Below are 12,029 nucleotides of genomic sequence, written 5' to 3'. Positions count from 1 at the left end.
CTTAGAAAAAGCTACATTGCTATTTCAAAAGAAGTTTCACCCTATAAATTAAATCATTTATAAAATAAAAACTTCGATGTTTTTAAACAACTTAGTTAAGCTAAACTTACACCAATAATACTTATAAACTTATAACTAGAAAACTATAAATTACGAATAACTTACAATTAATCAAAAATTAGGATGATTTTATTTAGCCTTAATTAGGTTTAAAAACAAAATATATAAAGAACGTTACTTTAAAGGTTTACTTTAGGTGATTGGTACAGTTAACTGTAATTCTGACGTCACTTTTTGTAAACTCTCTTTCAAAGATAAGGAATAATCATTTCTTTTTTGTCGTTTTAATTATTTTGTTATCAACAAGTTAAGTGTGTGGTTTTATTAACAAATGTGAATAAAAAAACACTGTGAAAATCACAGTGTTTTTTAATTTCTTTTGAGAAAAAATTTTTAGCGTCTTTTTTCTTTAATTTTTGCTTTCTTACCAGTAAGACCTCTAAAGTAGTAAATACGTGCTCTACGTACTTTTCCTTTTTTGTTGATCTCAATCTTTTGGATAGTTGGTAAGTTAATAGGGAAGATACGCTCAACACCTACAGTACCAGACATTTTTCTAATAGTAAATGTTTCAGAAGCTCCACTTCCTCTTTTTTGGATAACAACTCCTCTAAAGAACTGAGTACGAACTTTGTCTCCTTCTCTAATTTCGTAGTATACTGTAATAGTATCACCAGCTGCAAATTCTGGTAATTCGTTTTTTGTTACAAATTCGTCTTGAACAAATTTTACTAAATCCATTTTCTTGTTATTTATGGTTGTATAAAAGCAACATTCACGATTTTCGTCAGAGGTTGATTTTGTGGCTGCAAATTTAGAACTTTTCTTTTGATAAAAAAAATAAATAAATTACTGATTATTAGTTAATCTAATAAATCTGGACGTATTTCTTTAGTCCTTTTGTATGCTTGTTCAGAGCGCCACTCTTCAATTTTAGGAAAATTACCTGATAATAAGACTTCTGGAACTTTCATACCTTCATATTCTGAAGGTCTTGTGTAAACAGGAGGAGATAGTAAATTATCTTGAAAACTATCGGTTAAAGCAGAAGTTTCATCGCCTAAAACTCCAGGTATTAATCGAATAACAGCATCACATAAAACAGCAGCAGCTAATTCTCCGCCAGTTAACACATAATCACCAATAGAGATTTCTTTGGTTATATATTTATCACGAACGCGTTGATCCACTCCTTTGTAATGTCCTGTTAAAATAAGTATATTTTCTTGTAATGAAAGGGTGTTTGCTGTAACTTGATTAAGGGTTTTAGCATCAGGCGTCATGTATATGATTTCATCATATGTTCTTTCAGATTGTAGTTTGTCAATGCATTTAGCTATAGGCTCAATCATTAAAACCATTCCTGCGCCTCCACCAAATTGATAATCGTCTATTTGACGATAATTACCAAAACCATATTCTCGTAGGTTATGAAAATGAACTTCAGCAAGTTCTTTATCAATAGCCCTTTTCATCATTGAGTTTTCAAATGGGCTTTTTATTAAATCGGGTTCTACCGTAATAATATCTATTCGCATGCGACAAAGATAGATGTTTTATAGGAGATATATTGTCAGAATATTTTTTTGAATTTCTTTGGAAGTTCTTTCGTGAGAGTTATGTTTTTTTTACTAAATGGGTGTGTAAAAGTGAGGGTAGATGCATGTAAAAACAATCCTTTTCCTTTTAAAATTTTATTTTCTAAAAAGTATTCTTTATCACCTAAAATGGGGTTGCCTATAGTAAATAAATGGTTACGCAATTGATGTTTTCTTCCTGTTTTAGGATGTAGCTTTACCAAGTTTAAGAAATCAAATCGAGAAGATTCAACGGATTGTATAACTTCAAAAGAAGTGACCGCATTTTTACCATCAATAGGAGTATCAATTTCTCCGCTTCTTTCCATTTTTCCAATGCAAATTGCATGGTATGTTTTTTGAATTTCTTTTTTTTCAAACAGTTGGTTTAATACAGGTATACTTTCAGTTGTTTTTCCAATGAGTAACAATCCGCTTGTTGGATAATCTAATCGATGTATGGGGCGAGGACGAGTAGCATTAAAAACAGTACTTTTTTGTAAGTTTTGCGTAAGGGCGTTATCAATTGTGGCAAAAGAATTCCCGCTAACCAAAATTCCTGCTGGTTTATGAATAATAGCTAAATAATCATCTTCAAAAAGAACTTCTAAAGGAAAATTAAAATATTTTTTCTTGAGGCAGACTTCAGGTTCCAATAAGTTGATTGTTTCTCCTCCATTTATATATAAAGCAGTGGTAGCTGTTTTACCATTCACCTTTATAAGTCCTTTTTTAATCGCTTTTTTTATACCAGATTTAGTAAGAATGGTTTTAAAGATTCCAACAGCATATTCTTGTAACCGAATAGGAATTTTTATGTTTTTTACGATGTGAGTTTCAGAAATTTTCAAGAGGAAACACTTATTTTATTCAAAACTAAGCAAATATTTTTGGTTATCAATTACGTTACGTTCTTACCTTTTTTTTTAGCACTGATAGAAAAAAACAGGAAACATGTTAGAAAAAAAGCGACTTTTAAATGGTAAGTCTTTGAGTATGTGTGCAAAGCAAAAAGAACTCTTAAATAGTCTTTAACCAAATTTATAAGGTGTTAATTTTTTAAAAGGACACCTTGTACTTAATTAGCTTTTGAAAAAAGATCACTACATAATCGTTGCTTCCGATACGACGCATACTGTTTCAAGAATAGTAAGTGAGTTAGATGATTTGCGTGGCTATAGCACAGTTACCGTGAATTCAATTAAACTATTAAAAGAATTTTTGCACACAATTACGCCAAAACTTATCATTCTTAGTTTTAAAAATAATAACATAGAAATTAAATACTTATTTAATTCGTTTTCGAAAGTAGTAGCGCCAGTACTTTGTTTAACAAACAGGTATGAAACTGTGGATTTTTCATTAGAAAATACTCCAGTAATGATTCAAACACTTGAAAATAGTTTAGGAAGTAAACACTTATTATGCAATGTTAAAAGTATTTTATCTCTTAGTAGTGTGCATCATAAATCGAGTTTAAATACTAACAGAAATGGAGAACCATCGTTTCTTACAGAAAATAAAAATTTGGCACGTTATGTTTTAGAATTAGATCAAAAAAAAGCGTTGTTAAAAAGCATGATGGAGAGAATAAAAGAGTTAAGTTTATCAGTAGATTATCCTACTAGAGGGAGGTTGAATTCTATTATAAACAATATAAAAGTTAATACTAGAACAAATCATTGGGATGATTTTAAAGTGTATTTTGAAAATATCAATCCCGGATTTATCAAAGAGTTAACCCATAAATTCCCATGTTTAACGGTAAAGGATATTAAATACTGCTGTTATTTAAAAATGAATATGTCTAATGAAGATATAAGGTATATTTTAGGAATTAGTAAAGAAAGTGTTCGAACACATAAATATCGATTAAAGAAAAAAATGATTTTAGAAAAAAAACAAGATTTAAAAAGTTTTATTCGTTCTTTTTAAGAGAAGGAATAATTAGAAAAACAGGATACAAGTGACTCTTAAAAAGAGTCACTTTTTTATTGGATTAAAATTGGATGTCTACGTTTTGTCTATGAAAAAGTTGAAAGTTAAAAGTATGTCTATGATTTGTATATCGTTGTTTTTAGGTGGCTCTGTTTCTTGTGTTTAACTTTGGAAGTGCCAAACTAATATCCCCCGAAAAGCAATGATTTTTAAGTCGTTACAATTTACAAGCAATATGCTTAATCAGTTTTTAAAGAATAAATTCGGATTAAGTGATGATGTTGTTGTAGCGAATAATATAATAGACCAGAAGGGAGCCGTACCTATTGAAAATCAAAATAAGGTAGTTATAACATTAATTCACATAGGGCAAGAAACAGTCAAATCTTTTTACAGTAGAAATAACCAGAGTAAGGATGGAAATTATGTGCATAAGCCATTAGAAGAACGCTATAATTTGTACATATTAATATCTCCAAATTTTGAAGACTATAATGAGGTGTTAAAATTTTTAAATGCTTCCATACAATTTTTTCAAATACATACCGCGTTAGATGCCAATACTTCCTCAAGTATTCCAAAAGGTATTTCACGTTTGGAGTTTGAGTTTGAAAAAGGAGATGGTTATCAACAAATGCACAATTTATGGAGTGCATTAGGAGCCAAATATCAACCTAGTGTTATTTATAAGATGAAGCTGATTAGTATTTCCTCAAATGAAATAAAAGGCTTTACATCAGAAATTACAAGCACTTCAAATACTTCAAAAGATGTTTAAAAGCAGTTTTTATAAGATGTTTCGTGTAGAGGTAATGCATACCTATTTTGTAAATAATATATGTAAAGGTTTGGTGTATGTAGCATCAAAAGAAACGAAAGGTATTATTAAACGGTTTTCTTTAAAATTAAAAGTCATAGATAATGGCTTTGAGTTTTATACTCAAACAGAAAAAACTATAGAAGAGTTTTTAAATTATATCACGTTAACAACGGGAGAGGAGTCATTCAATTTTAATATAACAACTACAAACCAACAATTTTACCATTATACAAATTTACCAGTAAATCAATTAGGAGTTATTAAATTCAGTAGTGCTTCGGTAGAAACCAGTAATAAAGAAAAAAAGTTGATTCCAAGTTTTACAAAAAAACAAGAAGCAAACATACTATCAAGGGTTTCCATACATTTTCAAGAGCTAGTAAAACTAGATAAAAGTAAAGAATTAGCAAATTATAAAATTCAATTTAAAGCTAGAGAAACACAATGGAAATATTTTATACTAAATAATAGTAAGCAAAATTTAGGAGAACTGTCAATAACAGGAAAATCAGAGAAACAGTTTAAAGGTCCCTTTGATGTAATACTTCAAAACGGACAAAAAGCCCAAGAGTTTTCTTTAAAAGAGGGCGTATTGCCCTTGTCTGAAGTTCCGAAATACCAATTTAATTTAATAAGCAATACAAAGAAAAATGGAGAGGCTAGAACAAGGGTGATTTGTAAAGGGTTACCAACACCCAATCCTAACACTATTGAAATAAAAAGAAGTGAATCAGAGTTGGTTGTTGCCTCTTTAATGTATGTATATGTATAAAATAAATAAGTAATGAATAAATTAAATACGTGTAAACAAAGAAACCCAATGCCTCAGGGAGCAAAGGAACCTAATGCAACTTCTGTTAACGGAATGCTAGAGTTTGATGGATACTATTGGTGGACAAATTATCCGTTCGGAATTTCAAACTCAGGATATTGGTTTAATAATCAGCAATGGGATCCGAGTTGTGCATCTGTAGATAAAGAAGGATTGCATTTAAAAATGAAAGAAACGCAATTGCCAAATGGACCTAAGCAATGGTCTTCTGTAGAGTTAGTATTGTGGGGAGAAATAGCTGATAATCCTAATACTGTAAGCAATCCTCCAAAGCGTAAATATCCGGGGTATGGAAAGTATTTAATAGCAGCACAAACAACAACAGGCAATTTTAACGATATAGCCAATAACTGCTGTTTTGGAGTGTTTACGTATCAATTTGAAAACGATGTTTCAATAATTAATAGTCATAGAGAACTGGATATGTTGGAGTGCAGTAGGTGGAATAACACTAGTGATCCAACAAATGCACAATTTACATTACAGCCTTGGGAACCTTCAGGAAATGTACATAGAATTACATTACAAGACAATGGAGAACTAACAATTGTAATGGATTGGAAAAGCCAAAATACACCTGTAGTTTATTCAATTTACTATGGTTTATATGACTTAAAGAGTTTACCAACTACACCTAATATCACTTGGACAACAGCAAAGAATCAAAATCAATACATTCCGAATGAAGGGTGTCAAACTGTGCATTTAAATTTATGGAGACAGCCACAAAATTACACTCCTTCGAAAGAACAAGAAGTAGTAATTAAAAAATTTCAGTATCAAGAAAATAACTAAAAATAACTATAACCAAATGTTTTATGAATTTATCAACCATTAAATCTCCAGGGGTTTATATCAATGAAGTAAATGCTTTTGGAAACTCAGTAGTACCTGTTGCTACTGCAGTTCCCGCATTTATTGGGTATACGCCACAAGCTATGTACGAAGGGAAATCGTACACGAATGTACCTACAAAAATTACATCGTTCGCAGATTTTCAAGCTATTTTTTGCTTGCCCAATCCACCTGCGCCCGCAGACCCTGCAAAACAATACGAACCAGAATATTATTTAGTAAAACAAGATAGTCAGCCTACAAAAGGAGACTACATGATGATTGGGAGTGATTTTTACTCAATTTTACCAGATCCTAGTACAGTTTACTACCTATATAATAGTATAAAATTGTTTTATGATAATGGAGGAGGAGATGCTTATATCGTTTCAGTTGGGGCTTACGGGACACCATCGGGAACTCCTGCAACTGTTGGTGAACACGTGGTGAATCCAAATGTGCAAATCAATCAATTAACCAATGGTTTAGCCTTACTTAAGCAAGAGCAAGAACCAACAATGTATATATGTCCAGAGGCAACATTATTATCAATAGAAAACAATGCCTCTTTAATGCAAGCCATGCTATTACAGTCTACAGAAATGCAAACAGCAGTATGTATTTTTGACATTATTGGTGGTGATGATCCAGATCCATTAATGTATATGGATGATATTGAGGCATTTCGTAATAGTACAGGATCTAATGGGTTAGATTATGGAACAGCTTACTATCCTTTTGTAGGAACAACAGTAATGCAATCTACAGACATTGATTATACAAATCTTTTTGGAGGAGATGTAGCAAAATTAAAAGATATTTTAAGCCCTTCTGATAATCCTAACGTGACGGTTGATGCTATTATAGCAAATATTCAAAATCCACCAAATGGAAAAGCACTAACAGTTAGTCAGTACAATAATTCGTTGCTAGTAGCGAGTCCAACATATAGCACTATCATAGCTCATGTACTACAAGATGCAAACCTATTACCACCTAGTGGAGGTATGGCAGGAGTAATAACTACGGTAGATAACCAAGTTGGACCATGGCAATCACCAGCAAATACTTCTATGGTAGACGCCGTAAACCTACCAATAAGTTTATCGGAAACACAACAAGCTGATTTAAACGTAGATGCCATTTCAGGTAAATCTATTAATGCCATTCGATTTTTTAATGGATTGGGTATTTTAATATGGGGAGCAAGAACATTGGATGGGAATAGTAAAGATTGGAGGTATTTATCAGTAAGAAGAACAATGATTTTTTTGGAGCAATCTTGTAAACTAGCAGCAAATGCTTATGTATTTGCTCCTAACGATAAGAATACATGGGAAGCAGTAAAAGCAATGATTGGAAGCTTTTTAAATGGAATATGGAAACAAGGTGGTTTACAAGGAGCAAGTGCTTCTGATGCTTTTTCAGTAGAGTGCGGTTTGGGAACAACAATGACTTCTGAAGACATCTTAAACGGTTTTATGAATGTAACAGTAAAAGTAGCAATTGTACGACCTGCCGAATTTATAGTGTTGACTTTCCAACAACAAATGGCTACCTCTAGTTAATAGAAAGACTAGGGATTTAAAACAAAAGAAATAACCAAACAAATTAATATAAATAAAAAAAGAAAATTATGGCAACAGATGACGGTAGCGTAGAAGGCGCAACATGGCCCATGCCAAAGTTCCGATTTGAAGTAGACTTAGGAACTGAATTAACAGGAGTCGCATTTCAGGAAGTATCTGGAATGGATGTAGAGAACCAAATTATAGAATATCGTAAAAGCAATAGTCCGTTGTTTTCTACAGAGAAAATGCCAGGAATTGTTAAATACGGTAATGTAACTATGAAGCGTGGAGTGTTTGTAAATGACAATACTTTTTGGGATTGGCATGCAGAAATAAAAATGAACACAATTAAACGTAGAACAGTACTTATAAAACTATTAGATGAAGGCGGTAATGTAACGATGCAATGGCAGTTAAATAATGCATGGCCAACCAAAATATCGAGTACCGATTTAAAATCTGATGGAAACGAAGTTGCTGTCGATACTATTGAGATTGCACATGAAGAACTCATTATAACAAATGGCAAATAAGAACAAGGCTAAGACAGAAGATAAAGTAGGTAAATTTCCTGTAGGCTTTTATTTCTCTGTTTCATTTGATAGTAGTGAAGGTTTGCCTTTTCAACAAGTATCAGGTCTAACCAAAGAACAAACAGTAGAAGAAGTAGCAGGAGGCGGAGAAAATAGGTTTAAATACCGCCTCCCTGCTGTTTCAGTCAGTAAAAACTTGGTGCTCAAAAGAGCACTGGTACCTAAAGGAGATGCATTAACTAAATGGTGTAAAGAAACTATAGATGGCGGTTTGGCTAAACCGATACAAACCAAAACAGTTTCAGTAAACCTTTTGAATAAGGAAGGACAAGTATCTATGAAGTGGAATTTTTATAAAGCATACCCAATTAAATATTCAATTTCTGATCTTAAATCACAAGAGAGTGAAGTTTTAATCGATACAATAGAATTGGCCTACATACATTTTACAACATCTTAACACGAGTATTAAAAGCAAACCAATGCCTGTAGAAATTAGAGAATTAGTTATAAAAACTCAAATCATTACCGAAAAAGAGCAATCTACATCTTTTGAAGAGCAAGATTTTAATGTCTTGAAAGAAGAATTGATGGAAATGTGTAAACGCATGCTTACTGAAGGAGTGAGAAAAACAAATTATAGACGATAAATTATGGGACTAGAATTTTTGAAAATAACAGGATATACTGATGAAAATTTTAGCACAGCTCTTCCGGGAGAACCTTACAAAGTAATGATCAATCCAAATTCTATAAAGTGGAATAGAAAGATTTGTTACAACGAGCAACAACCGATAGATTCTAGCAAACCTTCTCAGAAGTATAAAAACACACCTAGTGATGAATTAAGTTTTGAAATTGTAATTGATTGTACAGGGGTAGTCTTCTCAAAAAGAATTGATATGGCTAAAGAAATTAAAGCCTTAGAAGATATTGTATATACATACAATGGTAAAATTCATCGTCCTAATTATGTGAAAATTCAATGGGGAGCCAACTTATCGTTTAATAGTGTTTTAAAAACGTTTAATACTACCTATACATTGTTTAGACCAGATGGAAGTCCGCTAAGAGCAAAAATTTCATTGAGTTTTGGAGAATACGTATCAGAAAAAAAGAAAAAAAAGAAAGAAAAAAAAGAGTCACCAGATGTTACACATTTAGTAGAAGTAGTTGAAGGTGAAAGTTTACCTCAATTATGCAATAAGGTGTGGAATTCGCCCAATCATTATATACAGGTAGCAAAATATAACGGGTTAAATAAGTTTAGAAAATTAAAAGGAGGACAAGAATTAATTTTTCCTCCAATTATTAAACCTATAGTATCATGAGTGGAACAACAGACATAAAAAGTGGAGGATTGGTAACTTTTGATATAAAAGTTGACGGTAAGATAATTCCAGATACTGTTGAGGTAGAACGTATTATTGTTGAAAAATCTATAAACAGAATAGCAAGAGCGACTCTAGTAATTCTCGATGGAAATGCTGCTACTGAAGGATTTTCTGTAAGCTCCTCTACAACTTTTGTTCCAGGGAATAAAGTACAAATAGCAGTAGGTTATGACTCTGTAAATGAACCTGTTTTTGAAGGAATAATAACCAAACAAAATATACGAGTACACGGAACCACTGGCCCTACATTAGAAGTTGAATGCAGAGATGAGGCCATTCGTATGATTGTAGGACGTAAAAGCCTTACTTTCTCCAAGAAAAAAGATAGTGAAATAATTTCTTCAATTATAGGCACATATTCAGGTTTATCAGCCGATGTAACAGCTACAAAAACCAAGTGGGCAGAACAAGTACAATACTACACAACTGATTGGGATTTTATTATGGCTAGAGCAGAAATAAATGGGATGGTGGTAACAACACTTAATGGTAAAGTAGCTGTTTTTCCACCTGATAAAGATAAAAAATCTGTGCTTGAAATTGAGTATGGAAACAACTTGTTAGAGTTCAATGCCGATTTAGATGCCATAACTCAGTTAGCTTCAGTAAAAGGGGAGTCATGGGGATTTCCTTCTCAAAAAATAACAGCAAGTTCCGCCAGTAATAATTATGCAGGAGCAGGAAACTTATCTAGTAAAAAATTATCAGAAGTAGTAGGGTTAAAAGAATTTAAAGTACAAACCACTGCACCTTTAGCAGCAGCAGATTTGACCAATTGGTCAAAAGCAACACTCCTTAAAAGTGAGTTTTCAAAAATAAGAGGAGAGGTTAAGTTTCAAGGAAGTAATAATGTAAATCCGGGAAAATATATAACGTTAACTGGCTTGGGAGATCGATTTAATGGAGATCATTTAATGTCTAATATTATACACACTATCGCAGAAGGAAATTGGATAACTGAAGTAACCGTAGGATTATCTCCTAGTTGGTTTACGGAAGAACCAGATGTAATGGCGCCTCCTGCTTCAGGATTGTTACCTGGTGTTCAAGGACTCTTTAATGCCACGGTTAAGAAGCTGTATGAAGACCCGGATAATCAATATAGGATACTAATAGATATCCCATTATTTGATTCGAAAGGACAGGGAGTTTGGGCTCGTTTAGCCAATTTTTATGCAACATCAGGAGCAGGAGCCTTTTTTTTACCTGAAGTGGGGGATGAGGTGGTGGTAGGTTTTTTAAATGAAGACCCAAGATACCCTATAATCTTAGGAAGCTTATACAGTAGCACAAAAAACAAACCCTTTAAGAGCTTAGCACCAAACCAAAAAAACACAAAGAAAGCAATTGTATCTAAACAGGGAGTTTTTATTGAGTTTGATGATGAAAATAAAGTGTTTACCATAGAAACCCCTAGTAAAAACACAGCCATTTTTAATGACAAAACAAAAGAGGTAACCATAAAAGATCAACATAGTAACAGTATTGTAATGTCTTCTAGCGGGATAGCTATTAAAAGTGCAAAAAATATTTCAATAGAAGCCACTCAAAAAGTAACAATAAAAGGAAAACAAGGGGTTGTTGTAGACAGTTCTCCAGGAGATGTTACTGTAAAAGGAACCAATATTAAACAAACAGCCAATGTTAAGTTTTCAGCCAAAGGAAACGCTCAAGCAGAATTACAAGCAGGAGCTCAAACGACCATCAAAGGAGCAATGGTAATGATTAATTAATAAAAACAAAAATATGCCACCAGCAGCAAGATTAACAGATTTTCATGAATGTCCTATGCAAACACCAGCGGTACCTTCACCCATACCACATGTTGGAGGTCCGATTGTTGGCCCAGGGCAACCAAATGTATTAATAGGAAAATTACCTGCAGCAAAAGTAGGGGATATGTTAGTATGTGTAGGGCCTCCAGATACAATTGTAAAAGGCTCTGCAACTGTAAAAATAGGGGGAATGCCAGCAGCCAGAATGGGAGACCCAACAGCACATGGTGGAAAAATAATGCTAGGAGCTTTTAATGTAATGATAGGTGGGTAATATTAATGTAAATAGAAAGAAGGAATTTTTAGGGGCAGGTTGGGCTTTCCCAGTAACATTTTCAGTAGGAAATTACCAACTTGAAATTACTAGATATGAGAATAATATTAAAGATTCTATAGAGGTAATTATGCAAACCAATTTTGGTGAACGACCTATGAATCCACAATTTGGTTCTGGTCTTCAGCAGTATTTTTTTCAAGAAATGAATGAAACTCTTAAAGCTGAAATAAAAGACACAGTAACAAATAGCTTACTAAATAATGAACCTAGAATAAGTGTTTTAAATGTTGAAGTAGAGTATATTGATGTTTTAGAGGGCCTAGTAGAGGTTACGATAGATTATGAATACAACCAAACAAATACACGACATAACTATGTATATCCTTTCTATTTAAAAGAAGGAACCAACTTGTAATAA

Annotated in this window: 15 protein-coding genes; 12 read left to right on the top strand and 3 right to left on the bottom strand. The window is 32.7% G+C overall.

Annotation, left to right across the window (positions count from 1 at the left end; all coding sequences use genetic code 11):
* Positions 1–453: 453 nt before the first annotated feature.
* The 3 genes from rplS to V1T75_RS08885 all read right to left on the bottom strand — a co-directional run bounded on the left by rplS (position 454) and on the right by V1T75_RS08885 (position 2,488).
* Positions 454–801 carry a 50S ribosomal protein L19 gene (gene rplS / locus V1T75_RS08895; protein WP_330488199.1) on the bottom strand — a complete coding sequence of 116 codons (348 nt, stop codon included), beginning with the start codon at positions 799–801 and terminating at the stop codon, positions 454–456.
* A 122-nt stretch (positions 802–923) separates the two neighbouring features.
* Positions 924–1,598, bottom strand: coding sequence for a tRNA (guanosine(37)-N1)-methyltransferase TrmD (gene trmD / locus V1T75_RS08890; protein WP_330488198.1), 675 nt, complete (start codon positions 1,596–1,598; stop codon positions 924–926).
* A gap of 35 nt (positions 1,599–1,633) precedes the next feature.
* Positions 1,634–2,488, bottom strand: a complete 855-nt coding sequence (locus V1T75_RS08885; RefSeq protein WP_330488197.1) for an RluA family pseudouridine synthase — start codon at positions 2,486–2,488, stop codon at positions 1,634–1,636.
* 238 nt (positions 2,489–2,726) lie between these two features.
* Between V1T75_RS08885 and V1T75_RS08880 the strand changes: the two genes are divergently transcribed.
* From V1T75_RS08880 to V1T75_RS08825, 12 genes are all read left to right on the top strand, one after another.
* Positions 2,727–3,572, top strand: coding sequence for a helix-turn-helix transcriptional regulator (locus V1T75_RS08880; RefSeq protein WP_330488196.1), 846 nt, complete (start codon positions 2,727–2,729; stop codon positions 3,570–3,572).
* A gap of 205 nt (positions 3,573–3,777) precedes the next feature.
* Positions 3,778–4,353, top strand: a complete 576-nt coding sequence (locus V1T75_RS08875) for a DUF4255 domain-containing protein (protein WP_330488195.1) — start codon at positions 3,778–3,780, stop codon at positions 4,351–4,353.
* Positions 4,346–5,167 (top strand): hypothetical protein, encoded by an 822-nt coding sequence (locus V1T75_RS08870; RefSeq protein WP_330488194.1) that lies wholly within the window; start codon positions 4,346–4,348, stop codon positions 5,165–5,167. The genes V1T75_RS08875 and V1T75_RS08870 overlap by 8 nt, the downstream gene beginning before the upstream one ends.
* Before the next feature lie 12 nt (positions 5,168–5,179).
* A complete protein-coding gene (locus V1T75_RS08865) occupies positions 5,180–6,022 on the top strand; it encodes a hypothetical protein (RefSeq protein ID WP_330488193.1) in 843 nt (280 codons plus the stop codon).
* Positions 6,023–6,045: 23 nt separating this feature from the next.
* Positions 6,046–7,629, top strand: coding sequence for a phage tail sheath family protein (locus V1T75_RS08860; RefSeq protein WP_330488192.1), 1,584 nt, complete (start codon positions 6,046–6,048; stop codon positions 7,627–7,629).
* Between the two features lie 68 nt (positions 7,630–7,697).
* A complete protein-coding gene (locus V1T75_RS08855; protein WP_330488191.1) occupies positions 7,698–8,165 on the top strand; it encodes a phage tail protein in 468 nt (155 codons plus the stop codon).
* A complete protein-coding gene (locus tag V1T75_RS08850; RefSeq protein WP_330488190.1) occupies positions 8,155–8,625 on the top strand; it encodes a phage tail protein in 471 nt (156 codons plus the stop codon). Before V1T75_RS08855 ends, V1T75_RS08850 begins: the two co-directional genes overlap by 11 nt.
* 22 nt (positions 8,626–8,647) lie before the next feature.
* Positions 8,648–8,815: a DUF5908 family protein gene (locus V1T75_RS08845; protein ID WP_330488189.1), complete on the top strand. Its 168-nt coding sequence runs from the start codon at positions 8,648–8,650 to the stop codon at positions 8,813–8,815.
* 3 nt (positions 8,816–8,818) lie between these two features.
* Positions 8,819–9,496 (top strand): CIS tube protein, encoded by a 678-nt coding sequence (locus V1T75_RS08840; protein WP_330488188.1) that lies wholly within the window; start codon positions 8,819–8,821, stop codon positions 9,494–9,496.
* On the top strand, positions 9,493–11,292 hold the full coding sequence (vgrG, locus tag V1T75_RS08835) for a type VI secretion system tip protein VgrG (RefSeq protein WP_330488187.1): 1,800 nt from the start codon (positions 9,493–9,495) through the stop codon (positions 11,290–11,292). Before V1T75_RS08840 ends, vgrG begins: the two co-directional genes overlap by 4 nt.
* Before the next feature lie 13 nt (positions 11,293–11,305).
* On the top strand, positions 11,306–11,608 hold the full coding sequence (locus V1T75_RS08830) for a PAAR domain-containing protein (RefSeq protein ID WP_330488186.1): 303 nt from the start codon (positions 11,306–11,308) through the stop codon (positions 11,606–11,608).
* Positions 11,601–12,026, top strand: a complete 426-nt coding sequence (locus tag V1T75_RS08825; protein ID WP_330488185.1) for a GPW/gp25 family protein — start codon at positions 11,601–11,603, stop codon at positions 12,024–12,026. Before V1T75_RS08830 ends, V1T75_RS08825 begins: the two co-directional genes overlap by 8 nt.
* The last annotated feature ends 3 nt before the right edge of the window (positions 12,027–12,029 follow it).

The sequence above is a fragment of the Tenacibaculum sp. FZY0031 genome (assembly GCF_036350695.1).
In the GTDB taxonomy this organism is placed as follows: Bacteria; Bacteroidota; Bacteroidia; order Flavobacteriales; family Flavobacteriaceae; genus Polaribacter.
Note: the sequence above shows the minus strand (reverse complement) of the source record. Positions and strands in the feature narration are given on the sequence as shown.

Coding starts and splice junctions, on each gene's coding strand:
- V1T75_RS08865 (WP_330488193.1), top strand. CDS start 5,180: ATGAATAAATTAAATACGTGTAAACAAAGAAACCCAATGCCTCAGGGA.
- trmD (WP_330488198.1), bottom strand. CDS start 1,598: ATGCGAATAGATATTATTACGGTAGAACCCGATTTAATAAAAAGCCCA.
- V1T75_RS08840 (WP_330488188.1), top strand. CDS start 8,819: ATGGGACTAGAATTTTTGAAAATAACAGGATATACTGATGAAAATTTT.
- rplS (WP_330488199.1), bottom strand. CDS start 801: ATGGATTTAGTAAAATTTGTTCAAGACGAATTTGTAACAAAAAACGAA.
- V1T75_RS08855 (WP_330488191.1), top strand. CDS start 7,698: ATGGCAACAGATGACGGTAGCGTAGAAGGCGCAACATGGCCCATGCCA.
- V1T75_RS08845 (WP_330488189.1), top strand. CDS start 8,648: ATGCCTGTAGAAATTAGAGAATTAGTTATAAAAACTCAAATCATTACC.
- V1T75_RS08875 (WP_330488195.1), top strand. CDS start 3,778: ATGATTTTTAAGTCGTTACAATTTACAAGCAATATGCTTAATCAGTTT.
- V1T75_RS08860 (WP_330488192.1), top strand. CDS start 6,046: ATGAATTTATCAACCATTAAATCTCCAGGGGTTTATATCAATGAAGTA.
- V1T75_RS08850 (WP_330488190.1), top strand. CDS start 8,155: ATGGCAAATAAGAACAAGGCTAAGACAGAAGATAAAGTAGGTAAATTT.
- V1T75_RS08830 (WP_330488186.1), top strand. CDS start 11,306: ATGCCACCAGCAGCAAGATTAACAGATTTTCATGAATGTCCTATGCAA.
- vgrG (WP_330488187.1), top strand. CDS start 9,493: ATGAGTGGAACAACAGACATAAAAAGTGGAGGATTGGTAACTTTTGAT.
- V1T75_RS08870 (WP_330488194.1), top strand. CDS start 4,346: ATGTTTAAAAGCAGTTTTTATAAGATGTTTCGTGTAGAGGTAATGCAT.